Genomic DNA, 26,110 nt, shown 5'->3' with positions numbered 1-26,110 from the left:
CAGCCCACCAACATGGGATGGGCAAACCTAAGCCTGTCGCCTCGTCGTCGCCCCCGCCACCAACTCAACAGGCAGCGCCACCCGCCGCACAGCAGCCACACCATGAATGCGCGCCAGCAAATGACGCGCGCCCGTGGTCCCCATCGCCCGCAACGGGGTGCGCACCGTGGTCAATGGCACAGGCAGGACCGCCGTCAGATCCAGCGAGTTAAAGCCGATGATGCCGATATCATCCGGCACCGACAACCCGGCAGTCTGGCACGCCGTCAGCCCCCCAAAGGCAAGATGGTCGTTGAGATAAAAGATAACATCCGGACCGCTGTGCGCAGGCCCATCAAGGATGTCTCGGGTCGCATTTTGACCGGCCACAAACGGGTTGCGCTCATCTGATCGTGCAATCCGCACCGCGCCCATCCCGGCCGAGGCATAGCGTGCAGCAAAGCCGGTCAAGCGCGCCTCGGCCCGTGTGTCGCGCCCTTCGGTCGTACCGACAAACCCGGGTCGCATGTAACCCAGATCAAGGCAATATTGCGCGACCTCCTGACCGGCGGCATGGTGATCAATGCCCACACACACATCAATCGGGTCATCAGTGACGTCCCAGATCTGAAGCGTTGGCACACCAGCACGGCGCAGCGCGTCGCGCAATGCGGGGTGGTGGTGCGTGCCCGTCAGGATCATACCGGCCGGACGCCATGTCAGCAGCCGTTCGGCCCAAGCAAATTCGATATCCACATCATATTCGGACGTGTCCACAACGCTCGAAAACCCCGCGCTGTCAAAGGTGCCGCGCATGCTCGCCATGATCTCGGCAAAGACATTGTTGAACAGGTTGGGCACCGTAATCCCAATCAGGTCCGAGTTCATCGTGACCAGTGATCGCGCGCTGCTGTTGGGGGTGTAATTCAGGCGTCGCGCAATCTTCAGGATATGCGCGCGCCGGGCTTCCGACACACCATCCACACCACGCAAGGCGCGTGACACGGTCATAAGACTGACCTGCGCCACATCAGCTATGTCTTTGAGAACGGTATCTTTTTCCGTGCGCCGTCGCGGCATGTGTGATGCGTCTTTCGGTCATTGAACCTGCGCAGATACGTTAACGTTAACGCTGTAAATCAGCAAGCGGGGTTTGTGGTTTGTGCGGACCGTGCCACCTTCGGGCTCAAGGATTTGGTGAAGTGCTCGGGGGGAAACGTGCCAGAAATCGTCTTCGACAAGGTCGAGAAAAGCTATGGGTCGGTGCGGGTCTTGCCTCCGCTTGACCTCACATTGAATGACGGTGAATTCACGGTTCTGGTTGGTCCCTCGGGATGTGGCAAATCAACGACCCTGCGCATTCTGGCGGGTCTCGAGACGCTGTCGGGTGGCGAAATCTATTTCGACGGAAAGCCCATCGGCGCGTTGGAACCCAAGGAACGCGATATCGCGATGGTGTTTCAGGATTACGCGCTGTACCCACACATGAACATCGCACGCAACATGTCGTTTGCCCTGCGTCTGGCCAAGGCCCCCAAGGCCGAGATTGATGAAAAGGTCCGCAACGTGGCCGACATCCTTGGGATCGGCCACCTGCTGGAACGCAAACCGGCTGAACTGTCCGGCGGTCAGCGTCAGCGCGTCGCCATGGGCCGCGCTCTGGTGCGCGATGCGGGCACCTTCCTGTTTGATGAACCGCTGTCAAATCTTGATGCCAAGCTGCGAGGCAAGATGCGCACCGAACTGGCCGAGATGCGCGACCGTATCGACAAGAACATGGTCTATGTCACCCATGACCAAGTCGAAGCTATGACATTGGGCGACCGGATTATCGTGATGTCCGAAGGGGTTGTACAGCAACAGGGCACGCCCGAAGAGTTGTTCAAATCCCCCGTCAATCTGTTCGTGGCCGGCTTTATCGGCTCGCCTCCGATGAATTTCGTCGAGGGGCAGATCGTAGAGGATGGCGGCATGACCGGCGTCAAGGGTGCGGGCTTTCATCTGCCGCTTGGGGCGGAAACGGCGGCGCGGGTCAAGGATGCGACGGCGCGCGATGTCACGATCGGGTTGCGCCCCTCGGCCTTTGCAACGCACACGCCGGAGGCTGAGGCGACGATGGACCTGCACATCGTGGTGTCTGAATATCTGGGGGCCCAATCGGTCCTGTCCACACGCTGCGGGTCGGCCGAACTGCTGGTCGAAATCCCAAGCATCGCGCCCCTGCCCGCCGGCCAGACCCACACATTTGCAGTGAATACGGACGAAATCATGGTCTTTGATCGCGCCAGCGGTCTGCGCCTGTGAACACTTAAAAAACGACAGCATTAGGGAGGAACCAAATATGCTGAACTTCAAGACGACCCTGACGGCGACAACAGCCGCACTGGCCCTCGGGGCAGGCGCGCTGTTTGCCAATCCATATGCGGAATACGAGGGCACGACGCTGGTCGTGAACTTCCCCGCGCATCCGCATTACAATGCGGCGATCAAGGTGCTGCCCGAATTCACCAAACAGACCGGCATCGAGGTCGAGGTGGATCAGCTGCCCTACCTCAAGATGCGTGAACGCCAAACGCTCGAACTGGCGCAGGATGAGGGTGAGTATGACCTGATTGCCTACGTTGTTTTTTCCAAGGCGGATTATGTGTTTGCCGACCAGCTCGAAAACCTCGCCAAGTATTTCATGGATCCAAAGCTGGCGGACCCGGCCTATGATGCGGATGATCTGATCGACGGCTATGTCCAGAACATCGGCGTGGCGGGTGGCACAAAAGGGTATCTGCCCGGTCCGACCGGTTCGCTCTTTGGCATCCCGTTCGGCTCCGAGACATCGGTTCTGGCCTATCGCAAGGACGTCTTTGAAAAGCACGGGCTGCCCGAGCCGGAAACCTATGACCAGATGCTTGATGCCGCCTGCAAGATCCCCGAGCTTGAGGATGGCATGGGCGGCATGGCCTCGCGGGCCGCATCCGGTCACCAGGCCTCTCACGCATTCCTGTTGCACCTGGCACCCCTTGGCGGTCGCGTATTTGACGAGGCGTGGAACCCCATCATCAACAACGCCGCCGGTGTTGAGGCCGCAACAGCCCTGAAAACCATCGTCGACTGCGGCCCCGAAGGCTCGCTGGCCTTTGGTCCGTCCGAAGCGGCCAATGCGTTCTCGAATGGGGATGCGGCGATGTTCCTTGACTCCATTGCCTTCATGCCCGGTTTTGAGGATCCCGAGCGGTCCAAGGTCGTGGGCAAGGTCGGATATGCGATGCACCCCATGGGCGTGCGCCGCGGCAGCCAGACCGGTGGCTTTGGCATCGGCATTCCCAAGAACGCCGAAAACAAAGAGGCCGCATTCCTTTTGGCACAGTGGCTGACCTCCAGACAGGGTGACCTGATGGTCGCGATGAACGGCGGCAACCCATCGCGGTTCTCGACCTATCAGGATGCAGGCCTGAACGAGAAATACCCCTTCTCGGCCACCTTTGGTGAGGCGCTGAAATATGCTGATCCCGACTGGCGTCCGATCATCCCCGTCTGGGGCAAGATCAATGCCGATATCGGCACGACCATGTCCAAAGTGCTGACCGAAGGTCTTGATATTCAAGAGGCTTTGGACAGTGTTGCCGAGCGCACGCGCGCAGTGATGGACGATGCCGGCTACTACACCTGGCAGTAAACCTCTCCCTCGGGTGGGCCTGTAAAGGGCCCGCCCATCTTTGACTTCTCAGGACATATTCAGATGCGCACTGCCCGGCTCAACCGCCTGACCCCTTACATGTTCATGGCCCCCGCCGCCGTGATTATGGGCATCGCGTTGCTTTACCCACTGGCCTACATGGTCTGGGGCAGCTTCCGCGCCTGGAACCCCAGCCAGCAAATCGGCGAGACCGAGTTTGTCGGCCTCAAGAACTACATCACCCTGTGGAACGACGCGGCCTTTCGCGAAAGCCTTGGGGTCACCCTGAAATTTGCGGTGTCCGTCGTCAGCATCGAGATGCTGTTGGGCGTGGGTCTTGCCCTGCTTCTGGATCGCAATATCCGGGGCATGTCGGTGCTGCGCACCCTGTTCATTCTGCCCATGATGATCGCCCCCGTCGTGGTGGGCCTGATGTGGCGCTACATGTATCACCCGACTGTGGGCACGTTTAACCGGATGCTCGAAAAGGTGGGCATCGACGGTATCGATTGGCTGGGTCAGAACGCCCTGTTTTCGGTGATCGTGGCCGATATCTGGCAGTGGACCCCGTTTATCTTCATCCTGTCGCTGGCCGCACTTCAGTCCCTGCCCCAATCCGCACTTGAGGCCTCGCGCATCGACGGGGCCACAGGCTGGCAGCAGATCTGGCACATCAAACTGCCCCTGATGATGCCCGTTCTGATCGTGACCGCCCTGTTGCGTCTGATTGATGCGTTCAAGGTGCTTGAGGTGATCCTTGTGATGACCGAGGGCGGCCCCGGTCTGTCGACCGAAATCCTGGCGCTGCGCATTTCGCGCACCGCGACTGAATTTCGTGAACTTGGGGTGGCGGCAGCCATGTCGAACTACCTGCTGATCCTGCTGTTGATCCTGACGGGTGCGATGTTTGCCTACACTAAGCTGCAAGAAGTCCGCGCTGCCCGTCTGCGCGCCGCATCGGAGGAAGGCTGATGGCCCATCCCACATATGACCGACAACATCCTGGCTACTATGCCCTTCTGATCACACTGATCTTTATGGCTGTCGGCCCCATCGCGCTGATGTTCATCAACTCATTCAAGCTGGATGTGGACATTATTTCAGGCACATCCGGCCTTCTCTTCATGCCGACGATCCAGAACTATGAAACCGCGCTTTGTGATATTCTGCCGTATGAGCTGGACCACCTCGACTTTTGTGCGCTGAAGTTCGGCGGGGCCTTCATCAACTCGCTCATCATTGCGCTCGTGTCGACCGTGCTGACGTTGGTGATCGGGTGTATGGCGGCCTATGCCCTTGTGCGCTTTCGGTTCATGGGGCGCGATACCGCGTCGCTGACGACCCTGATGGTGCGCATGGTGCCTCCGGCGGTGCTTTTGGTGCCGGTTTTTGGGTTGTGGAACAACGAGTTCTGCCTCGACAATGATGCGTTCCTGGGTGGGCTGATCCGCGAGACTTTTGGCGGGCGCGGCGATGTCTGTCTGGCGGGCACGCACAGCGGCATCATCCTGATCTATGTGGCAATGAACCTGCCTTTCGTGATCTGGATCCTGCAAAGCTTTATCGTACAGGTTCCCTATTCACTGGAAGAGGCCGCACGGGTCGATGGGGCCACGCCTTTCCAAGTCTTTTTCCGGGTGGTTCTGCCCCTGATAAAACCAGGCCTTGCAGCCGCCGCCATCTTTACGTTCCGGATCGCGTGGAACGAATACCTGCTCGCCTCTGCCCTGTCGGATCGCGACACCAAGACGGTGCCGATCCTGATCGTGAACAACATGTCCGAATTCAACGTCGAATGGGGGGTCATCATGGCCACGGGGATGTTGCTGGCGATCCCGCCGATCATCTTCACCCTGTTCGCTTCGCGTCAGATCATCACCGGCATGACAGCCGGTGCGGTCAAAGGTTGACCCGATGTGGGAGTGGCTGCTGGCTCCGGTCGATCCATCCCGCGCCCATGATGTCGGAGTTGCGCTGGCCTATCACGCGCGGTTGATGGTGCTGGCCTGGGCGGTGTGCGTGCCCATTGGTATTATCGCGGCCCGGTTCTACAAGATCACGCCCCGGCAGAACTGGCCGCTTGAGCTGGACAATCAGTCGTGGTGGATCACTCACCGGGTCGTCCAATACGGCGCGACCGTGTTTATGGTCGCAGCCCTCACCCTTACCCTGTGGCGCCCCCAACTGGCGGCCGTCCTGCCCGGCCCGCATGCGTTTATCGGATGGACGGTGTTAGCGCTGGCAGCGACGCAGGTTGTGGGCGGCATCCTGCGCGGCAGCAAGGGTGGCCCCACGGACACCCAGATGCGGGGCGATCATTACGATATGACGCCGCGCCGGCTACTGTTTGAATACGCGCATAAATCATTGGGCTATGTGGCGTGGGTGTTGTCCTGTGTTGCGGTGTTTACCGGGCTTTGGCAATCCAACGGGCCGAACTGGATGTGGATCGCCTTGGGGCTGTGGTATCTTGTGCTGGTGGCGGTGTTTGCATGGTTGCAGGCGCAGGGCCGCGCGGCGGACACCTATCAGGCGATCTGGGGCAGTGATCCGAACCTGCCCGGCAACAAGCGCCCGGTGATTGGGATCGGGGTGCTGCGCACCCATACAAAGTCCGACGCATCCCGGTGATATCCTGCGTGCCGCTTGCCGACGCCGATTGGGCCATCGTCTGGGATGCCCCCGACCTTTGTGAATTGGCACGTTGCGGATGCCCGGGAATTTGCACAGAATTGACCTATGCCGATACGCACCGCCACTCCGTCGGACATAGAGCGTTGGGTCGCGCTGCGCGCACAACTCTGGGCCGACACGTCAATGGACGAACACCGGGACGAGGCCGCCGCAATGCTTGCCAAGTCACCGGACAACGCCATCGTGTGTCTGGACGTTGTCGATGGAACCCGTATCCGTGCCTTCGCCGAAGCCACCTTGCGCCACGATCACGTCAACGGATGCAACACCTCGCCGGTGGCGTTTCTTGAGGGCATCTTTGTTCATCCCCGGTATCAAGGGTCCGGCATTGGCCGCGCATTGTTGAGGTCAGTCCAATCCTGGGCACAAGAGCAAGGCTGCTCGGAACTGGCATCCGACGCCCATCTCGAAAACGCAGCAAGCCACGCCTTTCACCGTGCCCTCGGCTTCGACGAAATGGACCGCGTGGTGTATTTCCGCAAACCGATTTAGGTGAGATGCCTGCTTGCAAGCCCATCGGCTGAGGCGGTCGCGCAAGAAGTAATATGGCGGAGACTGTGGGATTCGAACCCACGGGACGCTCTCACGCCCAACGGTTTTCAAGACCGCCGCATTCGACCACTCTGCCAAATCTCCGTTGATGCTGCTTTAGGCAAGCCCGCCCGATTCGGCAAATGGCACCCGAAAGACTCACTTCCTGGGGAAATGTGCCGATCCTGCACGCGCCCGCTTTTCAGAACGCACGGCGCGCGCTATGATGCGCCTACAACCCCGCGTGGCGGGGCAAAAAATCGTGTCGAAAACGGCACTGGCCGGATACCGGCCCCACAGGCAACAGCAGGCAAGGACTCGGTCCATGAGCAGAGCATTTTCCCGTTCCACCCTCCGCAGCAGCGCAGCCATCGTGCTTGCCCTTGGTCTTTTGGCCGGGTGTGACGAAAACGGACAATTCGTGGCCATGCAGGCCAACAAATCCAACACGACCACCGAAGGGACACCCAAAGCAGGGGCGGCCATCGAAACAATCGAACGGGATGTGGAATCCCCCGACGTCTTTTCCGCGACCGAAGCGGGCCTGTGGGACGGACGGCCGTCCCTGGGTGGCGTATGGGTCGCCCACCCCGATGTGACCGAGCCCGAGCGGGTCATCATCCGCAACACCACCAACGACAAATTCGTGGTCGGAGCCCTGTTCCGCCGCGAACGCGACATTCCGGGCCCACGCCTGCAAATCAGCTCGGACGCCGCCGAAGCGTTGGGGATGTTGGCGGGCGCACCGGCCCAGCTTAACGTGACTGCCCTGCGCAAAGAAGAAGTGACCGTCGCCCCCGATGTGGCCCCGATTGATGCCGACACTGTCGCCACCCCCTCGGATGTGACGGCGACCACGCTGGACCCCATCGAAAGCGCGGCGGCGGCCATCGACGCCCCCACACCTGCACCTGAAACAACCGCCGCCTCGGGTATCCAGCCCGCCACCGCGCCAACCCCAACCCCTGTGGCCGCTGCAACCCGACCCGCAGCGTCCAGCCTTGATCGCCCCTTCATCCAGATCGGGATCTTTTCGGTGCAAGCCAATGCCGACCGCACCGCCAAACAGATGCGCAGCGCCGGTGTGATCCCCACGGTCAAAACCTTCGACCGCGATGGCAAGCCGTTCTGGCGTGTCGTGGTCGGCCCCGCCGCCACCAAGTCCGAGCGGGCACAACTGTTGACCAAGATCAAAGGCGAAGGGTTTACTGACGCATACGCCGTTCGCAACTGACCGTAACAGGAGACATCGCCCGTGATCCGCACCCTCGCTGCCGCCGCCTTGCTGATCTCAACCACCGCCCCGCCGCTTGCCGCCTTCGAGACGCGGGCCAAGGCGGCCTATGTCATTGACCACACCACCGGCACCGTGTTGCTGAACAAGGATGCGGACGAGCCGCTGCCACCCGCCTCCATGTCCAAACTGATGACGCTCTACATGGCGTTTGAGGCGATCGAACGGGGCCAGCTGTCGATGACGGACGAGCTGGCCGTTTCGGCCCATGCCAACAGCTTTGGCGGCTCGACCCTGTTTCTCAAGGAAGGCGAACGGGTGTCGGTCGAGGATCTGGTGCGCGGTGTGATCGTGCTGTCGGGGAACGACGCCTGCGTGGTCATCGCCGAGGCGCTCAGCCCCGACGGAACCGAGGCCGGCTTTGCCCGGCTGATGACCCGGCGGGCGCAGGAAATGGGCATGACCAACTCGACCTTTGCCAATTCCAGCGGCTGGCCCGCCGCAGGGCACCGTATGTCGATGCGCGATCTGGGCCTGCTGGCGCAACGACTGCTGACGGACTATCCCGAATACTATCCGATGTTTTCCGAAACCGAGTTCCTGTTTGACGAAAATGAATCCTCCAACCGGTTCAACCGCAACCCCCTGCTCACCCTTGGCATCGGGGCAGACGGGTTGAAAACCGGCCACACCCAGGAAGCAGGCTATGGCCTGACCGGATCGGCCAAACAGGGGGATCGACGGGTGATCTTCGTGCTGTCAGGCCTTGATACGGCCGCCGCACGCGCACAGGAATCCGAAGCGATCGTCAACTGGGCCTTCCGCCAGTTCGCACAGCGCACATTGGTGGACGCAGGCGAACGCGTCGCCACCGCGCGCGTGTGGGAAGGGGGCGAACCCGAGGTCGGGCTGGTGTCATCCGAAGATATCACCGTGTTGCTGCCTGTGCTTGCGGGCAAGACCGTCTCGGCCGAAGTGGTCTATACCGGGCCGGTGCAGGCCCCGATCACGGCGGGAACGACCTTGGCCGAACTGGTCATCCAGCCCGAAGGACTGCCTGAACAGCGCTTTCCACTGGTGGCCGAAACGGACATCGCCCATGGCGGGTTCCTTGCCAAAATCTCGACCGCAGCCTTGTCGTTGATTGACCAGTGGAACACGCGGGCCCCGTCCGAGGATGGCGCGTGAGCGCAAAGGGCCACTTTATCAGCTTTGAAGGAATCGACGGGTCAGGCAAGTCCACCCAAGCCCGGATGCTGGCCGATGATCTGCGCGCCGCCGGGCACGAGGTGATCCTGACGCGCGAACCCGGCGGCAGCGCGGGGGCCGAAGAAATCCGCGCGCTTGTGCTGCAAGGGGACCCGGACCGATGGTCTGCGGAAACCGAATTGCTGTTGTTCACAGCCGCGCGGCGCGACCATCTGGAACGGGTAATCAACCCCGCACTGGCAGAGGGCAGGATCGTGATCTGCGACCGCTTTGCGGACAGCACACGGATGTATCAGGGGCTCAGCCGGGGCGATTTGCGCGGCAAGGTCGACGCACTCCACGATCTGATGATCGGGCGCGAACCTGACCTGACGATCCTGATCGACATGGACCCCGGCCAAGGGTTGTCCCGCGCCAAGGGGCGGCAAGGCCACGAGGAACGGTTTGAGGATTTCGGCACCGATCTGCAAACAAAAATGCGTGCAGGCTTCCTTGCACTGGCAGAAGAATTCGCACCCCGCTACCGGATTATCGATGGCGCGGCCAGCATGAATAGTGTGGCCGAACAGGTACGCAACACAGTGCAGGCCTATCTGAACCCCTGAACTTCTTTTGACCCCAAATACCGCGGGGGAATCGCGCCAGCGATGGGGGCGGAGCCCCCTGAACAAAAAAGATCCCCGCCTTTGGCGGGCGGGCGCAGCCCAAAAAAATAGCGTCGCGCAAGCGCCCTTCAGATCACGGCTCGGGTTGACCGCGCCCGGCCCGGTCAATGCCCCTACCCTTTCCCCCCGGCTCTCTGATAGATGCGAGACATGGCTGACGAGACCCCCGACCCCACACGCGTCCCCGGCGCACCGCACCCCCGCGATACCACGCAGCTGATCGGGCAGGACAAGGCCGAGGCGGCGTTTCTGGATGCCTTCACCACCGGGCGGCTGCACCACGCGTGGCTGATCACCGGCCCGCGCGGAGTGGGCAAGGCGACACTGGCATGGCGCATCGCGCGCTTCCTTCTTGCCACACCGGACCCGGACCCTGACGACATGTTCGGGGCACCGTTCCCGACCGTCCTCGACGTCTCGCCGGACCACCCGATCGCGCGACGCATCACAGCCAACGCCGAACCGGGGCTGAAATCCGTGCACCGCACCGAAAACGAAAAGACCAAGCGGCTGCGCGATCAGATCACCATCGACGACATCCGCGCCCTGTCGGGGTTCTTCCAACTCTCCGCCACCGATGGCGGGCGGCGTGTGGTGATCATCGACGCCGCAGACGACATGAACGTGAACGCCGCCAACGCCCTGCTCAAAATGCTCGAAGAGCCGCCGGCGCGCACCACCCTGCTGCTGATCTGCCACCAACCCAGCCGGTTGCTGCCCACCATCCGATCACGCTGCCGCACCTTGCGGCTCGGGCCACTTGATGCGGCGCAAATGGGCACCGCCATGGCCAACGCCGGCGTTGATCCCGGCCCGGATGGGGCCGCGCTGGCCGAACTCAGCGCAGGATCCGTCGGCGAGGCCATGCGGTTGTCCCTGCTCGATGGGCTCAAGACCTATACCGAAGTCGTCGCCCTGCTGGACACCATGCCAAACCTTGACCGTGCCCGCGCACTGGCCTTGGCCGAGGCCGCAGGCGCGCGGGGTGCCGAGGTCAAACTGGATCTGCTGTACACCCTCATCGACGTGGCTCTCAGCCGATTGGCGCGCACGGGGGCCGGGCACCCGCCAACGGTCGAGGCGGCACGCAATGAAGCGGCCATCTTTGCGCGTCTGTGTGCCAGTCAGGGCCACGCGCGGGCCTGGGCGGACACCGCGCAAACCGCACTGGCGCGCGCGCGCCATGGGCGGGCGGTGAACCTTGACCCGCCTGCCCTCGTCCTTGATACCCTGTTCAAACTTTCAGCGACGGCCCCCCCACGATGACCCCAGAGATCACCGACAGCCACTGCCACCTCGACTTCCCGGACTTTGAGGGGCAGTTGGACCAGATCATCGCGAACGCAGCCACCGCAGGCGTCACCCGCATGGTCACCATCTGCACCAAACTGCGGCTCGAACCACAGGTGCGCGCCATCGCCGAAGCCCACGCGCCCGTGTTCTACGCCGCAGGCACCCACCCGATGAGTGCAGCCGATGAACCCCTTGCCACCACGGACGAGCTGATCGCGCTGGCCGAGCATCCCAAATTCGTCGGCATCGGCGAAACGGGCCTTGACTATCACTACACCTCAGAGAGCGCGGATATCCAAAAGGCATCCCTGCGCACCCACATTACCGCCGCACGCGAGACGGGTTTGCCGCTGATCATCCACGCCCGCGCGGCGGATGAGGACATGGCCCAAATCCTGACCGAAGAATACAGGAACGGTGCCTATACCTGCGTCATGCACTGCTTTTCCTCGTCCAAAGAACTGGCTCATGCCGCCCTAGACCTCGGGTTTTACCTGTCCATGTCCGGCATCACCGCCTTCCCCAAATCGCAGGAGTTGCGCGACATCTTCGCCAGCGCCCCGATCGAGCGGATATTGGTCGAAACCGACGCCCCCTACCTGGCCCCGCCCCCGCACCGGGGCAAACGCAACGAACCGGCCTACACCGCACATACCGCCCAAAAAGCAGCCGAGACGTTCGGGATGCCCTACCCGGACTTTGCAGCCCAAACGCAAAAGAACTTCAACCGCTTGTTCTCCAGGGCGCGGACCGACACAGTACAACCATGACTGTGACGACCACCTTCACAATCCTGGGATGCGGGTCCTCCGGCGGGGTGCCTCGTCTGGGCGGGCATTGGGGGGCGTGTGATCCGGACAATCCCAGGAACCGGCGACAACGCTGCTCGCTTCTGATCGAGCGCACAGGGGCAGATGGCACCACAACGGTGCTGATCGACACATCACCGGATTTGCGCAATCAGTTGCTGTCCACAGGCACCGGGCGGCTCGACGGGGTGATCTACACCCACTCCCATGCGGACCATGTGCACGGCATTGATGATCTGCGCATGATCGTGTTCAACATGCGCACCCGGCTTCAGGTCTGGGCGGATGGGTACACCCAAAACGACCTGATCGCGCGGTTTGGATATGTGTTCGTGCAGCCCGCCGGGTCGCCCTATCCCCCCATCCTCGACCTCAACACCATCGACGGGGACGTGGTAATCAACGGACCCGGCGGGCCAATCACCCTCACCCCGTTCGAAGTAGCCCATGGCGGCATCGACGCACTCGGGTTTCGGGTCGGGGATGTGGCCTATCTGCCGGATGTCTCCGAAATTCCCGACGCGGCCTGGGCGCATCTGACCAATCTCGACTGCTGGATCGTGGACGCCTTGCGGCGCGATCCGCACCCGACCCACAGCCATCTGGCCAACACTCTAGACTGGATCGAGCGGGCAAAACCCAGGCAGGCGATCCTGACCAACATGCACAACGATCTCGACTATGACACCGTCATGGCCGAAACGCCTGCCCATATCGAACCTGCCTATGATGGGATGACACTCGTAGCCCGCACCCCCTAGCCTTTCATTGTTCCCACAAAACTCCCGCCGGAGGCTCCCGCGGCTTCAGCGCACCCCAAGGCCCGATCATGCAAGCCCTCCTCGACGTCATCCTTCCTGTGTTTCTGGTGATCGGGTTCGGCTATGTCGCGGTCTGGCGCGGATTTTTCCCGACCTCCGGGGTCGATGCGCTGATGAAGTTCTCGCAGCACTTCGCCATTCCGTGCCTGCTGTTTTCCGCCATCGCCAACCTTGATCTGTCCGTCAGCCTGAACCCCGGCCTGCTGTTCAGCTTCTACGTCGGGGCGACGGCGGGGTTTTTCATTGGCCTGCTTGGCGCGCGGATCATTTTCAAGCGGGATTGGGAGGATTGCGTGGCCATCGGCTTTTGCTGCCTCTTTTCCAACTCGGTCCTGTTGGGCCTTGCGATCAACGAACGGGCCTATGGGCCGGAGGCGCTTGCGGGGGCCTATTCGATCATCGCCTTCCACTCGCCGTTTTGCTACGGGCTTGGCATCACCGCGATGGAGATCACGCGCAATCGCGGGCAATCCCCATTGGTCATGGTGCGCAGCGTGGCGCGGGCAATGTTCCGCAACGTGCTGGTGCTGGCCATTGCGGCAGGGTTCGTGGTGAACCTCTCCGGGATCACGCTGCCCGGTGTGCTGACAGACGGGCTTGATCTGGTGATCCGGGCAGCCTTGCCCACCGCCCTGTTTGCGCTTGGCGGCGTGTTGATCCAATACAGACCCGAAGGGGATGCACGGGTGATCTTGATGATCTGTGCCGTGTCCTTGCTGATCCACCCCGCGATCACTTGGACATTGGGTACGACGCTGTCCGTCCCGCGCGAGGTCTTCAATCCGGGTGTGCTGACAGCCGCCATGGCCCCGGGGGTCAACGGCTATATCTTTGCCAACATGTATGGGCGCGCGCGCCGGGTGGCCGCCTCCTCCGTACTGGTCGCGACGGGGGCGTCAGTGATCACGGCGTGGCTGTGGCTGATGGTTCTGGGATAGCCAGCTTGGCCCGACGCGCGCGGGCGAGTTCCGCGTTCAGCGCCCCCCCAAGCAGCACCAGATAGGCGCTGATAAACAGCCACATCAACATTACGATCACCGCCCCGATCGAGCCGTAGACCTCGTTATAGGTCCCGAAATTGCGCAGATAGATCGAGAACCCCACCGATGCAGCCAGCCACCCGACGGACGCAAACATCGCGCCGGGCGAAATCAGCTTGGGCCGCTGCCCCGTCAGGTTAGGCCCCAGCCGATAGATGATGGCAAAGCCGATCAGCAACACCCCGACCCCAAGCACCCACCGCACCACGTCGATGCCAAATTCGGCCCATGGCCCGAGCGGAAAGAACGCGAGGATCACTGGAATGACAACAATGCAGGCCATGGCCATCAACAACACACCAATCAAGCTACCCGTCAGCATCAGCGCCCGGATGTAATGGGCCAGACCTGTGCGATTGGGGGCCTCATAGATCGCGTTCAGCCCGCGCATGAGTGCCGCCACCCCCGCCCGCGCCGACCAAAGCGCAAAACCGAAGGACAACAACGAGGCCCACCCAAGCGTCAACCCGTCCGCTGTCGCCAGTTTGCCCAACTGCCCGGCAAGCAGGCGATAGACATCGCTCGGGATCACGGCCTGAAACTCTTCGAGCTGCACAAGGGCAAGTGCCGGATCTCCCACAATCCCCCACAGTGCAATGGTGGCGGCAAGTCCGGGAAAGATGGCGAGGATCGCATAAAACGCCACCCCGGCTGCGATCAACCCGAGGTTCTTTTCGTCCATCAACCGGAACACATGGCTGATGGCGCGCCACCACAGGGCCGCGTCTTTTGGGGGGCTGGCAGAGGTGACCGGCTCGCTCATGTCTGTTGGTGCTTTCCCAAGTCTGTCGACATCAAACCATAGCGCGATAGCGCGCCCGCGCAACTTGAAGCTATGACCAGTCGAGGCTGATGCACCACGCAAGGCGGGCTGTCGGGTCACAGGCTCAGAAGAAGACCGTTGGCAATAGGCGATAAGATATGGTGCGGCCGGCGAGACTCGAACTCGCACGAGTGTTACCTCACAGCGACCTCAACGCTGCGCGTCTACCAATTCCGCCACGGCCGCACGCCTTGACTTGGTGCGCTGTCTCTAACCGTGAACGCAGCCCTTGCCAAGAGCGAAACCGCAAAGAAAAACCGGGGCCGCACATGGGCCCCGGTTCCTGAACTTGCAGCGTGTGAACGGTGTTACTCGCTGACCACACCAAAGCTGGGCAATGCGGCGGGCTGCACCAGTGGCTGCACCGGGTTGAACACTTCCGAATTGGAGGTGCCAAGGCGCAAAGATGCCTGGCGCAGCAACTCGACCCGCTCGGGCTGGCCGGGGGCAAAGACGGCTGGCGCACCCTTGTCGACAGCATTCAGACCTTCGGCGTACCAGACGCGGGCCGCATCCACACGCTGCGGTGTGCCAAAGCCCTGAGCAAGGTGGTGCCCCATCAACTCGCCATAGACATGATCGCCCATCGCATACAACATCAGAGCCGACCCGAGGGCCACATCCATGTCATCGGTGCGATAGCCCACACCCATGCAGATGCTTGCGGTGCCTTTCAACTGGGCCGGTGACATGCCAGTGGTCAGGATGAACCCGGCCACATCCTGCACCACTTCGGCTTGAGGCTTGAGTGGAAGCGCTGCGATATGGGGCTGCATCGCGGGGCCGAACTGTTTGCACTGGACGGCGATCTGGTCAGGCGTAAAGCCTTGGACCTTGGAGACCAGCTCTTCACTCGCTGAAATCGCATAGGTCCGCGCAAGGCAGAACTGCTCGTTCAAAGCAACATTGGGGTCCGTCATGCCGCCCAATGTGGTGAAACCGCCATTGGTATTGGTCAGCAACGACACGGTATTGCAATGCGAGGCCAGCGATTTGGACGCGCCTGTGTCAAGGAATGTCGGCAGACCGGCGGCAAACGAAGGCGTCTCGGGCGCGGTGGCCTCAGGCGTGGCGGCGACGACCGTTGTGGTGGTTGTCGTGCCGACCGCAGGGGCCGCAGGTTGTGGCGCGACCACGATTGTTGTCGGGGCCACGGGGGCTGCCGTCTGCCCGGCCAATTCGGCACGGTAGGTTTTAAGAAGGCCGCGCGTGCCTTCAGGGTTCGATGCAATCTGCTGATTGACCGCATAGCCACCCGCCTGGGCGCGGTTATATGAACTGATCAGCAGGTTTTGTTCAAACGGGCTGAGCTGGCCGGTGATCGGATAGCCGAGATAGGCCTGATAGGATGAAATCGCATTGCGCGACTTGCCCCCCAATTGGCCATCAACTGTACCTGCGTTGAACCCGAAATAGTTCAGCGAGGCCTGGATTTCGCGCCCTTCCTGCGTGGACGGCAGGCGCGGTTTGTACGTTTTCTTGCTATATGTACGACGTGTGGTGGTCGCTTTCTTGCGCTGGTTCTGGCGCGTGGCCGCATGGCCGACGATCCCGCCAATAATGGCCCCGGCGACAAAGTCGCCTGCATCTGCGGACACGCGTGTGGCCGGAACAATCGCGACCGACACCGCTATAATTGAAGCTGCAATTGACTTTGCGAACATAACTTACCCTCCAGGAATACGCGAGCAGTGTATCAGCATTGCCAGATTCTAAAAGTCACTAATTCCATACCTTTAATTCCATACCTTTATAAACCGACCCGCCCTGCGCTTGATATTTGGGCCTGTGCACGTGATGTAGGTGGCAGCCCTGTCCCCATCGAAAGCGCCCCAAATGAGCGATCCGAACACCCCTCACCCCGACGGCCCTGTCATAGAGGTCGATATCGTATCAGACGTCATGTGCCCGTGGTGCATCGTCGGATACCGTCAGTTGGAACAGGCCCTGGGGGCCACCGGCATGGGCGCGCGGGTGCGGTGGCATCCGTTTGAGCTGAACCCCCAAATGCCACCCGAAGGCCAGAACCTGACCGAACATATCACCGAGAAATATGGCTCGACCCCTGCTCAATCCGCCCAAACCCGAGCACATTTGCAGGATTTGGGCAAAGACTTGGGCATTACCTTTGCATTTTCCGAAGACACCCGCATCGTCAACAGCTTTGCGGCGCATCAGATGCTGGACTTTGCGCTGGCCCAGGGGGTGCAGCATCCGCTGAAGCTGGCCCTGTTTGAGGCCTATTTCACACGAGGCCGCGATGTGTCGGATCCCGATGTGCTGCTGGATATGGGCGAGACTGTGGGGCTGGACCGCACAGCCGCCGCCGAGATGCTGGCCAGTGGCGCGCTGGTCGACAGCGTGCGCGAAAAGCAGGCGTTCTGGACGTCGCGCGGCATATCAGGCGTCCCTTCGATGGTGTTTGGCGGCAAATATCTGGTCACAGGCGCACAAGGTGCCGACACCTACGCCCAGATCCTGCAAAAAGTCGCGCAGGAAGAGGCCGCCTGAGGCGATGGTCGACTGGATCACCACCCCCGGTCTGACCGACTACCGCGAGGCCGAGGCGTGGATGGAAGCGCGTGCCACCGCCATCGCGCAAGGGCAGGCCGAGGAATGTATCTGGCTGGTCGAACACCCGCCCCTTTATACCGCAGGCACCTCTGCCAAGCCCGCCGATCTGACCGACCCTGATCGCTTTGCGGTCCACCAGACGCGCCGGGGTGGGCAACATACCTATCACGGCCCCGGACAGCGCGTCGCCTATACGCTGCTGGATGTCGGCGCGCGGGGCCGCGATGTGCGCGCTTTTGTGCAGGACCTTGAGGCGTGGGTGATTGCGACCCTTGCCACCTTCAATGTGACGGGCGAAATCCGCGAGGGCCGTGTGGGTGTCTGGGTGCAGCGCCCGGAAAAGCCGCGCGATGCGGCGGGCCAGATCGCAGAGGACAAGATCGCCGCCATCGGCATTCGCCTGCGCAAATGGATCAGCTTTCACGGGCTGTCGATCAACGTGGAACCGGACCTGTCCCACTTTGACGGCATTGTCCCCTGCGGGATCGCGGATCACGGCGTGACCAGTCTGGTTGATCTGGGCCTGCCGGTCAGCATGGACGATGTGGATGTGGCCTTGCGCAAAAGCTTTGATGGTGTGTTTGAACCTGATCTCCCGGACAGTGGCCCTGCGCCGGTGTCAAACGCCTAGCCCAGCATCCCGGCAAGGGCGCGGGCCTCGTATCCCTTCATCACGGGGCGCACGCTGCGGCTGGCACATATCAGAAGTTCAGGAAAGATCCGCGCGATCTCTCGCGCCACGGTGCCTTCATCGCTGTCGTCATACTGCGCCGCCTCCACCGCTTCGCGCGTCAAATGGAAACTTTCGGTAGCGGCCCCTTCGGCATAGATCACCTCGTGACGGTCCATCAGGATATGGAAATAGGTCACCGTCGGCATCGGCATGCGGTAGATCAGATCGCCGCGCACCAGATTGGCCGCACTGACCAGTACCTCGTCCGCACCGAACAGCATTTGCGCCCGCCAGTCAGAAATCAGCATCCGGTGCGCCGGAGAGACAAGCAAATCGCGCGTGTTATCAAGCGTATGAGCCGCGATTCGCACCGGGGCCAGATCGCCTGAACCATCCACCATCCGGCGCAAGATCGCCCGGACGGGCCGATTCCCGTTATCATAGGTCACAAGACGCATGCCCCGACGCAGGTCCTCGACCGCCACAGGCCCTTCGGTCGTTTCGATCAGAGTGCCAGTGGTAAAGCAGGCCACGTTGGTGTTGTCTTCGGTCAGGTTCGCCGCACTCACCCCGCTGAACGCGATCGACCCGCCCCCGAGCGAGGTGTTGTCCGAAAAATCGCCGGTCGACTGGTTCAGCAGCCCGTCATCGGCGAGGTCGGCGCGCAATTCGTGGATATGGGTATAATAGGCGCTGAGGTCGATGAAATCGTTATTGGTCTGGTCCCCGTCGTCAATTGCGCCCGAATTGCCCGTGTTGAAGTCGGTTATGACATCATTGCCGTCACCGGTATTGTAGACAAAGATATCGTCTCCCACCCCGCCGGTGAGCGTGTCATCCCCTGCCCCGCCCGTCAGCGTGTCATTGGCGGCATCGATCCGGGTGACCTCAAAATTGTCGAGCGCGAAGCTTTCGTTGGCGATGCTGGAGTTCAGCGTGCTGCCAAGGCCCAGGTCCAGCGTGTCGGGCGGATTGTCGATGGTGATCACGACGTTCATAATCGTATCGACCGAAGACGACAGACCACTCGTCGCCGAAGAGTTATAGCCCAACTCACCCGTGGCGGTGTTGGTGAAGTCGAAGGTATAGGTGGCCCCGTCCGCTCCGACCACACTTTGACTTGCGGGCGCGCCGGTGTCCCCCGACAGATGGCTGAAGCGCACCTCGTTGCCGTTGAGCGTGATTATGAAATCTTCGCCGTCCCAACTGTCGAGCAAAAGCGCGTCAAAGCTGATCTGGGCCTGATCGGCGTCGCTGCCCAGATCAAAGCTGCGTTGCGTTGCAACCGTGCCATCGGGCGAACCAAAGCGTCCAAGCGACGTGCCAAGGGCGGGATCGGTTTCGGTGTTGCTGTTGGACCACCCAGACGTGCCGCCTTCGAAATCATCCGAATAGATTGTGGTTGTCACAGGGCCCGCATCGCCGATCAGGACATCATCGCCCCCCTCGCCGAGCAGGTTGTCCGCGCCCTGATCCCCCGAAAGCGTGTCATTGTCGGCCCCGCCAGAAAGCTGGTCGTTCCCGCTGCCCCCTGACAGGCTGTCGGTGCCTGCATCCCCCACCAGGGTGTCTGTGCCGGTGCCCCCGATCAGCGTGTCGTTGCCGTCGTCGCCATCAACCAGATCGTCGCCGCTGCCGCCATCGACACTGTCATTGTCCGCCCCGCCGAACAGGCTGTCATCGCCCCCGTCCCCGAGGATCGTGTCATCACCCGCCCCGCCCGTGATCACGTCATTGCCTTCGACCCCGGCAGGGGTGCCTGTGACCGAATACTCCGGCCCCGGCGGCATCCCGATCATGTCCGAGGTCAGCAGGTCCTCGGGCACGTTCCCGGTGTCTGGCCCGCTGATGCGCGCCGACAGTACGTCCTGACCGGCATTTTCCCAATATCTGATCTGGATCGTGTAGGTTTCGTTCGGATCAAGCTGGACATCCCCGAACCGGGTTGTCGCTGCCTGGTGAAAGTCGTTGTTCAGATAGTCGAGGGTGCCGCCCGTCTGGTTTGCAAATTGCAGCGCATTCCCCGAGGAATCGAAAATCTGGATGGTCGAGCCGTCATCCGACCGCGTATCAAGACGATACGTGCCACCTGCGATGGTGTTGAGCGTGCTTGTATAGATAATACCGAAGTCCCCGGGGTTCCCGGTGGTGCCCCGAATTGTATTGGCCAGCCCGCCTTCGTTAAAATCGGTGACATAACCTGACCCCGTGCGCACCCCGGTCTCGATATCAAATGCCTGCCCCGCAGTTGCGCCGAAATCAAGATCGAAGATCTCAAAATGCCATGCGCCCTCAACCGGACCATCGCCGCGCAGCACGTCATTGCCGCTGCCTCCGGTCAGGGTATCACTGCCCAGGGCCCCGGTGAGCGTATCCGCCCCGGTCGTGCCCGAAATGACCTGGTCCCCTTGGGTGCCCGGATTGGTGTTGTCGTTCGTTGCCATCTGTCAGTGCCCTTGCCATGGCGCGTGCTGCGCCCTTGTGGGTGGGAATGGCCCCTGAATGGGGTTTAACAATGAATGGATCGTGCCAGAATCGTTACAAAACTGCGGCATTTTGAGGTCATCGTGGCTGATTTGGCGACAACCCGCGCAGTCGGGCGCGGATTTGAACATGTGCCCAACCCTGCATCCGCGCCCCGTCGCGCGGGGGCGTTTGTGCAGGATCATTCACACGCGACAATTCATCTCGGCCCGATGCGCGATCTTCCATTGATGCGGACTGTGCAAATCTCTAGAACAATTCAAGAATCCATGCGCGGACGGGAACCCCGCGCATCACAATAATTCCAAGCCAGGAGGCACCGCATGGCAGACGCAGCCATTCACGGGCACGATCACGAAGACGAGCGCGGTTTCTTTACCCGCTGGTTCATGTCCACAAACCACAAAGATATCGGGATCTTGTACCTGATCGTATCGGCCTTCGTCGGCTTTGTTTCGGTGGCCTTCACCGTCTACATGCGCCTCGAGCTGATGGACCCCGGCGTGCAATACATGTGTGCCGAAGGCGCGCGGTTCATTGCATCGGACGAATATTGTACCCCCAACGGGCACCTCTGGAACGTGCTGATCACCGGCCACGGCATCCTGATGATGTTCTTCGTGGTGATTCCCGCGCTGTTCGGCGGTTTTGGCAACTATTTCATGCCCTTGCAGATCGGCGCGCCGGATATGGCGTTCCCGCGGATGAACAACCTGTCCTTCTGGCTTTATGTTGCGGGTACCACACTGGCAATCTGTTCGGTGCTGGCACCGGGTGGCAATGGCCAGCTTGGGTCGGGCGTGGGCTGGGTTCTGTACCCGCCGCTGTCGACATCCGAGCAGGGCATGTCGATGGATCTGGCAATCTTCGCGGTCCACGTCTCGGGCGCGTCGTCCATTCTTGGCGCGATCAACATGATCACCACATTCCTGAACATGCGGGCCCCCGGCATGACCCTGTTCAAGGTGCCGCTGTTCTCGTGGTCGATCTTTGTGACAAGCTGGCTGATCCTGCTGTCCCTGCCGGTTCTGGCGGGCGCGATCACCATGCTGCTGATGGACCGGAATTTCGGCTTCACCTTCTTTGATCCCGCAGGCGGGGGCGACCCGGTGCTCTACCAGCACATCCTGTGGTTCTTCGGCCACCCGGAGGTTTACATCATCATCCTGCCCGGGTTCGGGATCATCAGCCATGTCATCGCGACCTTCTCGCGCAAGCCGATCTTCGGGTATCTGCCCATGGTCTGGGCATTGATTGCCATCGGTGTGCTCGGTTTTGTCGTGTGGGCGCACCACATGTACACGGTCGGGATGTCACTGAACCAGCAGGCCTATTTCATGCTGGCCACGATGGTTATCGCGGTGCCCACAGGGGTCAAGGTCTTCAGCTGGATCGCGACCATGTGGGGCGGCTCGGTCGAGTTGAAAACACCGATGCTCTGGGCGTTTGGCTTCCTGTTCCTGTTCACCTTGGGCGGGGTCACGGGCATCGTTCTGTCGCAGGCCGCCGTTGATCGGTACTATCACGACACCTACTACGTTGTGGCACACTTCCACTATGTGATGTCACTTGGGGCCGTGTTCGCGATCTTTGCGGGGGTCTACTTCTACTTCCCCAAGATGACCGGACGCATGTATCCCGAATGGGCAGGCAAGCTGCACTTCTGGGCGATGTTCATCGGGGCAAACCTGACGTTCTTCCCGCAACACTTCCTGGGCCGCCAGGGGATGCCGCGCCGCTATATCGACTACCCCGAGGCGTTCGCCTACTGGAACCAGTGGTCGTCCTGGGGTGCATTCCTCAGCTTTGCGTCGTTCCTGTTCTTCTTTGGGGTGATCGCATGGTCGCTGCTGCGCGGGGCCAAAGCTCCCGAGGCGAACCCGTGGAACGAATATGCAGACACGCTGGAATGGACACTGCCCAGCCCGCCCCCCGAACACACGTTCGAGATCCTGCCCAAGCAGGAAGACTGGGACCACAACCGCGCGCACTAGCGGTCCTCCAAATCAAACGCCACAAAGGGCTCCGATATCGATCGGGGCCCTTTTCACATGCACCGCCCTTTCGAGGTGCACCACGACCAGACACAGATCCCGGCTCTTCTTTTGACCAGAAATACCGCGGGGGAGGCCGGAGGCCGGGGGCAGAGCCCCCTCCTCGCTTCAGTCCGGCCACAGGTGCGAGGGCAGCACACCAAGCACCGTTCGCACCCGGATCACCAACAATAATCGCACGTCAGAGCGCGGTTGTTATGCAATATCAAGGCCAGCTTTCCAGCAGATCACCGCGCAGAGACCTGCACAAACAAGCAGCTGGCCGCGCACCCCTGCCGATGTGCAGCGACCACTCTTCCCCACATGCCGGCTCACCTCATATGCCTTTGACACTGCTGCCAGTGGAGCGCGCTGCCCGAACACCGTGACCCGCATCCCGCAGGACAACAGACCAAATACGGAGCATGACATGCGTCTCAACATCGTCACATCTGCCGCTCTTGCGGCATCTCTCGCCCTTGTCCCAGCCACACAAGCCAGCGCAGACCGCAAGGATTTCATCGCCGGGGCCATCCTCGGTGGCATCGGTGGGGCCATCATCCAGAACGAAGTGCGCAAGAAACGTGTACAGCAACAGCAACAACGCGTGCGCACCCGGGCGGTCACCCCGCAAACCCATGCGGCACGCAGCTACAGCGCGCAGCCGCGCACATACACGCCCAAGAAAACATACCGCCCCAGTATCCCGGCCACCCAGACCGGACGCGATATCCAGTCTTCGCTGAACTACTTCGGGTTTGACGCAGGCACAGTGGATGGACGGGTCGGCCCGACCACACGCCGCGCGGTCTCTGACTACCAGCGCTATATGGGCTATGAGGAAACGGGCAAGCTGACATCCTTTCAGCAACACCTGCTGACCACGTCCTATCTCAGGGCTGAAGCCGGCGGCAGCCGCACGCTGCAACAGATCGCGGGCATGCCCGAGGGCACGCGCGGGCTCTTGAAACTCTACCGCGAGGATCTGGCATCCGGCACCGGACAGCGCGATCAGATCAGCGGGTCAGCCTACACCGACCTTTAAATCCAGACGACCGCCGTCCGCGCCGGACGGGCGGCGGCCCCGCGACAACCTGCCCTTAGACACCCGAAACCAGCCGCGTATAAAAAGGGACATGCCGTATCGTTGGACATCCGCCCCAGACGCGCCCACGCAGGAAATGCAACTGTGGCCACACAACTCCCTGCCCCAACAGGGGCTGGTGGCGGTGGTGCTGACAACCTTCACGCTGATCCTGATCCCCGCCCTTCCGCTGCTTGGCAGTGTGGTTCTGTGGGGGCTGCTGCCGTTCCTGATGCTGGCGGTGTGGGGGATCTACTTTGCGCTGCGGCGCAATCGCAAATCCCGCCAGATCATCGAAGTGTTGACACTGGACAAGGACCAAACGCACCTGTGCCGCACCGATCCGGACGGCGGGGTGCAGGAATGGGACTGCAACCGCTATTGGACCCAAGTGACCAAATATGACGATCAGGGACCGATCCCGCATTACGTGACGCTCAAGGGCAAAGGACGCGAAGTCGAGATCGGGGCCTTCCTCAGCGAGGAGGAACGGATCGCACTCTATGATGATCTGACCAGAGCTTTGCGACACTGAAACAAGGCGCACGACACGTGCGCCTTACACAAACCCTCGACGTCATGCCCGTAAGGCGCACGCGTCGTGCGCCCAACATCAGATCAATTGCACAGCCGCTCTTTGACAACCGAACCAACCGCGCCGAAATCCATCTGTCCGGTATATTTCGCCTTGAGCAGCCCCATGACCTTGCCCATATCGCGAATGCTATCGGCCCCGACCTCCGCGATGGCAACATCCACCGCCTTGGCGGCGGCCGCTTCATCAAGTTGCTGGGGCAGGAATTCCTCGATCACCTTGATCTCGGCAAGTTCGCGTTCGGCAAGATCCAGACGACCACCCTCTTCGTAGGTGCGTGCACTCTCGACCCGCTGCTTGGACATTTTCCCAAGAATCGCAAGCACTTCGGCCTCACCCACGCCCTCATCCTGACCGGCGGCGCGCGCGTCGATATCCTTGTCCTTGATCGCGGCATTCACCAACCGCAAGGTCGACAACCGCTCAGCCGCTTTGTCTTTCATCGCCTGTTTCAAGGCCGCAGAAATTCTGGTGCGTAAATCCATATGTGTTGTCCATCCCCATGGGCACGTGTTGAGCGCGCGACCATATGGGATCATACGGCACGAGGCAAGGGCCAGCAAATCCTCTAACACATTGAAATCATTGCATATACAAATTTCCAATCCAGCTTGACCCCACGTGCCACGCACATTAGTTTCCGCCAAGTTTGCCGCTGATCACCCTGCCCTTTCCTGCCGCCAAAGGTCTGCCCATGAACGCCCCCGCCCCCTCCAAACCGACCGCCTGCCTCGTTCTTGCGGACGGCACAATCTTTTATGGACAAGGGTTTGGGGCCACGGGCCAGACCGTAGCCGAGCTGTGCTTCAACACCGCCATGACCGGCTATCAGGAGATTATGACCGACCCGTCCTATGCCGGACAGGTCGTCACCTTCACCTTCCCCCATATCGGCAACACCGGTGTGACCCCCGAAGACGATGAAACGGGCGATCCCGTCGCCTCGGGCATGATCGTGAAATGGATGCCGACCGACCCGTCCAACTGGCGCGCGGTCGAGGGGCTGTCGGCCTGGCTGGCCGCGCGCGGGCGCATTGCGATGGGCGGCGTGGACACGCGGCGTCTGACCCGCGCCATCCGGCAAGCGGGTGCGCCGCATATCGCGCTGGCCCACAATCCCGATGGCGTCTTTGACATTGATGCCATGCTGGCCGCCGCCCGCGATTTTGTGGGCCTTGAGGGCGCAGACCTTGCCCGCGATGTCACCTGCGCGCAATCCTATCGCTGGAACGAAATGCGGTGGGCCTGGCCCGAAGGCTACGCGCCTCAAAACGACCCCAAATACAAGGTCGTCGCCATTGACTACGGGGCCAAACGCAACATCCTGCGCTGCCTCGCCTCGGCAGGTTGTGATGTTACAGTGCTGCCAGCCACCGCCACAGCGGACGAGGTGATGGCCCACGCCCCCGACGGTGTCTTCCTGTCAAACGGCCCCGGCGATCCGGCGGCGACCGGGACTTATGCCGTGCCGATGATCAAGGATGTGCTGAAACAGGATATCCCCGTGTTCGGCATTTGCCTGGGCCATCAGATGCTGGCCCTCGCGCTTGGGGCCAAAACAATAAAGATGAACCACGGTCACCATGGGGCCAACCACCCCGTAAAAGACCTTGAGACCGGCAAGGTCGAAATCACATCGATGAATCATGGCTTTGCGGTCGACGCCCAGACCCTGCCTGACGGCGTGGTCGAGACGCACACATCGCTGTTTGACGGGTCCAATTGCGGTATCCGGGTGTCGGGCAAGCCGGTCTATTCGGTCCAGTACCACCCCGAGGCCAGCCCCGGCCCGCAAGACAGCTATTACCTCTTTGAGAGGTTTGCAGAGGCCATGGCCGCACGCATAAGTTGAAAGTTGTCCGTGTTCTGAATGGTTTAACCCTTCATTAACCACGCGAG

Annotated in this window: 24 protein-coding genes and 2 tRNA genes; 19 read left to right on the top strand and 7 right to left on the bottom strand. The window is 61.3% G+C overall.

Annotation, left to right across the window (positions count from 1 at the left end; all coding sequences use genetic code 11):
* Positions 1–27 precede the first annotated feature (27 nt).
* The gene (locus tag Q0859_RS07415; RefSeq protein WP_299149269.1) at positions 28–1,059 is read right to left on the bottom strand and encodes a LacI family DNA-binding transcriptional regulator; all 1,032 of its coding nucleotides are present in this window, start codon (positions 1,057–1,059) and stop codon (positions 28–30) included.
* A gap of 138 nt (positions 1,060–1,197) precedes the next feature.
* Here Q0859_RS07415 and Q0859_RS07410 point away from each other — a divergent pair, with 138 nt between their 5' ends.
* The 6 genes from Q0859_RS07410 to aac(6') all read left to right on the top strand — a co-directional run bounded on the left by Q0859_RS07410 (position 1,198) and on the right by aac(6') (position 6,835).
* A complete protein-coding gene (locus Q0859_RS07410; RefSeq protein ID WP_299149267.1) occupies positions 1,198–2,283 on the top strand; it encodes an ATP-binding cassette domain-containing protein in 1,086 nt (361 codons plus the stop codon).
* A 37-nt stretch (positions 2,284–2,320) separates the two neighbouring features.
* The gene (locus tag Q0859_RS07405; RefSeq protein WP_299149263.1) at positions 2,321–3,649 is read left to right on the top strand and encodes an extracellular solute-binding protein; all 1,329 of its coding nucleotides are present in this window, start codon (positions 2,321–2,323) and stop codon (positions 3,647–3,649) included.
* A gap of 63 nt (positions 3,650–3,712) precedes the next feature.
* Complete coding sequence (locus Q0859_RS07400; RefSeq protein WP_299149261.1) at positions 3,713–4,621, top strand: sugar ABC transporter permease; 909 nt, start codon at positions 3,713–3,715, stop codon at positions 4,619–4,621.
* Positions 4,621–5,559, top strand: coding sequence for a carbohydrate ABC transporter permease (locus Q0859_RS07395; protein ID WP_299149259.1), 939 nt, complete (start codon positions 4,621–4,623; stop codon positions 5,557–5,559). Before Q0859_RS07400 ends, Q0859_RS07395 begins: the two co-directional genes overlap by 1 nt.
* A 4-nt stretch (positions 5,560–5,563) precedes the next feature.
* On the top strand, positions 5,564–6,280 hold the full coding sequence (locus tag Q0859_RS07390; RefSeq protein WP_299149257.1) for a cytochrome b561 domain-containing protein: 717 nt from the start codon (positions 5,564–5,566) through the stop codon (positions 6,278–6,280).
* A 108-nt stretch (positions 6,281–6,388) separates the two neighbouring features.
* Positions 6,389–6,835 carry an aminoglycoside 6'-N-acetyltransferase gene (aac(6'), locus tag Q0859_RS07385; protein ID WP_299149254.1) on the top strand — a complete coding sequence of 149 codons (447 nt, stop codon included), beginning with the start codon at positions 6,389–6,391 and terminating at the stop codon, positions 6,833–6,835.
* 54 nt (positions 6,836–6,889) lie between these two features.
* Here aac(6') and Q0859_RS07380 read toward each other — a convergent pair.
* Positions 6,890–6,979 (bottom strand) — tRNA-Ser (locus Q0859_RS07380).
* Positions 6,980–7,199: 220 nt separating this feature from the next.
* Between Q0859_RS07380 and Q0859_RS07375 the strand changes: the two genes are divergently transcribed.
* The 7 genes from Q0859_RS07375 (at position 7,200) to Q0859_RS07345 (ending at position 13,843) form a co-directional block, all read left to right on the top strand.
* A complete protein-coding gene (locus Q0859_RS07375) occupies positions 7,200–8,108 on the top strand; it encodes an SPOR domain-containing protein (protein ID WP_299149250.1) in 909 nt (302 codons plus the stop codon).
* Positions 8,109–8,129: 21 nt separating this feature from the next.
* The gene (locus tag Q0859_RS07370) at positions 8,130–9,296 is read left to right on the top strand and encodes a D-alanyl-D-alanine carboxypeptidase family protein (RefSeq protein WP_299149247.1); all 1,167 of its coding nucleotides are present in this window, start codon (positions 8,130–8,132) and stop codon (positions 9,294–9,296) included.
* Positions 9,293–9,922 carry a dTMP kinase gene (gene tmk / locus Q0859_RS07365; RefSeq protein ID WP_299149245.1) on the top strand — a complete coding sequence of 210 codons (630 nt, stop codon included), beginning with the start codon at positions 9,293–9,295 and terminating at the stop codon, positions 9,920–9,922. The genes Q0859_RS07370 and tmk overlap by 4 nt, the downstream gene beginning before the upstream one ends.
* 210 nt (positions 9,923–10,132) lie before the next feature.
* Positions 10,133–11,248 (top strand): DNA polymerase III subunit delta', encoded by a 1,116-nt coding sequence (locus Q0859_RS07360; RefSeq protein ID WP_299149243.1) that lies wholly within the window; start codon positions 10,133–10,135, stop codon positions 11,246–11,248.
* Positions 11,245–12,045, top strand: coding sequence for a TatD family hydrolase (locus tag Q0859_RS07355; protein ID WP_299149241.1), 801 nt, complete (start codon positions 11,245–11,247; stop codon positions 12,043–12,045). Before Q0859_RS07360 ends, Q0859_RS07355 begins: the two co-directional genes overlap by 4 nt.
* The gene (locus Q0859_RS07350; protein WP_299149239.1) at positions 12,042–12,845 is read left to right on the top strand and encodes an MBL fold metallo-hydrolase; all 804 of its coding nucleotides are present in this window, start codon (positions 12,042–12,044) and stop codon (positions 12,843–12,845) included. Before Q0859_RS07355 ends, Q0859_RS07350 begins: the two co-directional genes overlap by 4 nt.
* Positions 12,846–12,913: 68 nt before the next feature.
* A complete protein-coding gene (locus tag Q0859_RS07345) occupies positions 12,914–13,843 on the top strand; it encodes an AEC family transporter (RefSeq protein ID WP_299149237.1) in 930 nt (309 codons plus the stop codon).
* On the opposite strand, the gene Q0859_RS07340 is transcribed toward Q0859_RS07345, so the two are convergent.
* From Q0859_RS07340 to Q0859_RS07330, 3 genes are all read right to left on the bottom strand, one after another.
* Positions 13,809–14,708, bottom strand: coding sequence for a YihY/virulence factor BrkB family protein (locus Q0859_RS07340; RefSeq protein WP_299149234.1), 900 nt, complete (start codon positions 14,706–14,708; stop codon positions 13,809–13,811). The two genes, Q0859_RS07345 and Q0859_RS07340, sit on opposite strands and share 35 nt — an antisense overlap.
* Before the next feature lie 159 nt (positions 14,709–14,867).
* Positions 14,868–14,954 (bottom strand) — tRNA-Leu (locus Q0859_RS07335).
* Positions 14,955–15,076: 122 nt separating this feature from the next.
* Positions 15,077–16,432: a peptidoglycan-binding domain-containing protein gene (locus tag Q0859_RS07330; RefSeq protein ID WP_299149231.1), complete on the bottom strand. Its 1,356-nt coding sequence runs from the start codon at positions 16,430–16,432 to the stop codon at positions 15,077–15,079.
* Positions 16,433–16,604: 172 nt separating this feature from the next.
* On the opposite strand from Q0859_RS07330, the gene Q0859_RS07325 reads away from it, so the two are divergent.
* Positions 16,605–17,279, top strand: coding sequence for a DsbA family oxidoreductase (locus Q0859_RS07325; protein WP_299149227.1), 675 nt, complete (start codon positions 16,605–16,607; stop codon positions 17,277–17,279).
* Between the two features lie 4 nt (positions 17,280–17,283).
* Positions 17,284–17,973, top strand: coding sequence for a lipoyl(octanoyl) transferase LipB (gene lipB / locus Q0859_RS07320; protein ID WP_299149225.1), 690 nt, complete (start codon positions 17,284–17,286; stop codon positions 17,971–17,973).
* Here lipB and Q0859_RS07315 read toward each other — a convergent pair.
* On the bottom strand, positions 17,970–20,459 hold the full coding sequence (locus tag Q0859_RS07315) for a Hint domain-containing protein (RefSeq protein WP_299149224.1): 2,490 nt from the start codon (positions 20,457–20,459) through the stop codon (positions 17,970–17,972). The genes lipB and Q0859_RS07315 overlap by 4 nt on opposite strands.
* A gap of 363 nt (positions 20,460–20,822) precedes the next feature.
* Here Q0859_RS07315 and ctaD point away from each other — a divergent pair, with 363 nt between their 5' ends.
* The 3 genes from ctaD (at position 20,823) to Q0859_RS07300 (ending at position 24,151) form a co-directional block, all read left to right on the top strand.
* Complete coding sequence (gene ctaD, locus Q0859_RS07310) at positions 20,823–22,493, top strand: cytochrome c oxidase subunit I (RefSeq protein WP_299149222.1); 1,671 nt, start codon at positions 20,823–20,825, stop codon at positions 22,491–22,493.
* Positions 22,494–22,962: 469 nt separating this feature from the next.
* A complete protein-coding gene (locus Q0859_RS07305; RefSeq protein WP_299149220.1) occupies positions 22,963–23,577 on the top strand; it encodes a peptidoglycan-binding domain-containing protein in 615 nt (204 codons plus the stop codon).
* A 91-nt stretch (positions 23,578–23,668) separates the two neighbouring features.
* Complete coding sequence (locus Q0859_RS07300) at positions 23,669–24,151, top strand: DUF2244 domain-containing protein (RefSeq protein WP_299149218.1); 483 nt, start codon at positions 23,669–23,671, stop codon at positions 24,149–24,151.
* Positions 24,152–24,234: 83 nt separating this feature from the next.
* On the opposite strand, the gene Q0859_RS07295 is transcribed toward Q0859_RS07300, so the two are convergent.
* Positions 24,235–24,696: a GatB/YqeY domain-containing protein gene (locus Q0859_RS07295; protein ID WP_299149216.1), complete on the bottom strand. Its 462-nt coding sequence runs from the start codon at positions 24,694–24,696 to the stop codon at positions 24,235–24,237.
* 209 nt (positions 24,697–24,905) lie between these two features.
* On the opposite strand from Q0859_RS07295, the gene carA reads away from it, so the two are divergent.
* Positions 24,906–26,063 carry a glutamine-hydrolyzing carbamoyl-phosphate synthase small subunit gene (gene carA / locus Q0859_RS07290; RefSeq protein ID WP_299150186.1) on the top strand — a complete coding sequence of 386 codons (1,158 nt, stop codon included), beginning with the start codon at positions 24,906–24,908 and terminating at the stop codon, positions 26,061–26,063.
* Positions 26,064–26,110: the final 47 nt, after the last annotated feature.

It is taken from the genome of uncultured Tateyamaria sp. (assembly GCF_947497045.1).
Lineage (GTDB): Bacteria > Pseudomonadota > Alphaproteobacteria > Rhodobacterales > Rhodobacteraceae > Tateyamaria.
Note: the sequence above shows the minus strand (reverse complement) of the source record. Positions and strands in the feature narration are given on the sequence as shown.

What these genes read in the sequence shown, in the direction of transcription:
- Q0859_RS07415 (WP_299149269.1), bottom strand. Translation starts at nt 1,059, where the DNA reads ATGCCGCGACGGCGCACGGAAAAAGATACCGTTCTCAAAGACATAGCT.
- Q0859_RS07405 (WP_299149263.1), top strand. Translation starts at nt 2,321, where the DNA reads ATGCTGAACTTCAAGACGACCCTGACGGCGACAACAGCCGCACTGGCC.
- Q0859_RS07400 (WP_299149261.1), top strand. Translation starts at nt 3,713, where the DNA reads ATGCGCACTGCCCGGCTCAACCGCCTGACCCCTTACATGTTCATGGCC.
- Q0859_RS07395 (WP_299149259.1), top strand. Translation starts at nt 4,621, where the DNA reads ATGGCCCATCCCACATATGACCGACAACATCCTGGCTACTATGCCCTT.
- Q0859_RS07390 (WP_299149257.1), top strand. Translation starts at nt 5,564, where the DNA reads ATGTGGGAGTGGCTGCTGGCTCCGGTCGATCCATCCCGCGCCCATGAT.
- Q0859_RS07375 (WP_299149250.1), top strand. Translation starts at nt 7,200, where the DNA reads ATGAGCAGAGCATTTTCCCGTTCCACCCTCCGCAGCAGCGCAGCCATC.
- Q0859_RS07360 (WP_299149243.1), top strand. Translation starts at nt 10,133, where the DNA reads ATGGCTGACGAGACCCCCGACCCCACACGCGTCCCCGGCGCACCGCAC.
- Q0859_RS07355 (WP_299149241.1), top strand. Translation starts at nt 11,245, where the DNA reads ATGACCCCAGAGATCACCGACAGCCACTGCCACCTCGACTTCCCGGAC.
- Q0859_RS07350 (WP_299149239.1), top strand. Translation starts at nt 12,042, where the DNA reads ATGACTGTGACGACCACCTTCACAATCCTGGGATGCGGGTCCTCCGGC.
- Q0859_RS07345 (WP_299149237.1), top strand. Translation starts at nt 12,914, where the DNA reads ATGCAAGCCCTCCTCGACGTCATCCTTCCTGTGTTTCTGGTGATCGGG.
- Q0859_RS07340 (WP_299149234.1), bottom strand. Translation starts at nt 14,708, where the DNA reads ATGAGCGAGCCGGTCACCTCTGCCAGCCCCCCAAAAGACGCGGCCCTG.
- Q0859_RS07330 (WP_299149231.1), bottom strand. Translation starts at nt 16,432, where the DNA reads ATGTTCGCAAAGTCAATTGCAGCTTCAATTATAGCGGTGTCGGTCGCG.
- Q0859_RS07325 (WP_299149227.1), top strand. Translation starts at nt 16,605, where the DNA reads ATGAGCGATCCGAACACCCCTCACCCCGACGGCCCTGTCATAGAGGTC.
- lipB (WP_299149225.1), top strand. Translation starts at nt 17,284, where the DNA reads ATGGTCGACTGGATCACCACCCCCGGTCTGACCGACTACCGCGAGGCC.
- Q0859_RS07315 (WP_299149224.1), bottom strand. Translation starts at nt 20,459, where the DNA reads ATGGCAACGAACGACAACACCAATCCGGGCACCCAAGGGGACCAGGTC.
- ctaD (WP_299149222.1), top strand. Translation starts at nt 20,823, where the DNA reads ATGGCAGACGCAGCCATTCACGGGCACGATCACGAAGACGAGCGCGGT.
- Q0859_RS07305 (WP_299149220.1), top strand. Translation starts at nt 22,963, where the DNA reads ATGCGTCTCAACATCGTCACATCTGCCGCTCTTGCGGCATCTCTCGCC.
- Q0859_RS07300 (WP_299149218.1), top strand. Translation starts at nt 23,669, where the DNA reads ATGCCGTATCGTTGGACATCCGCCCCAGACGCGCCCACGCAGGAAATG.
- Q0859_RS07295 (WP_299149216.1), bottom strand. Translation starts at nt 24,696, where the DNA reads ATGGATTTACGCACCAGAATTTCTGCGGCCTTGAAACAGGCGATGAAA.
- carA (WP_299150186.1), top strand. Translation starts at nt 24,906, where the DNA reads ATGAACGCCCCCGCCCCCTCCAAACCGACCGCCTGCCTCGTTCTTGCG.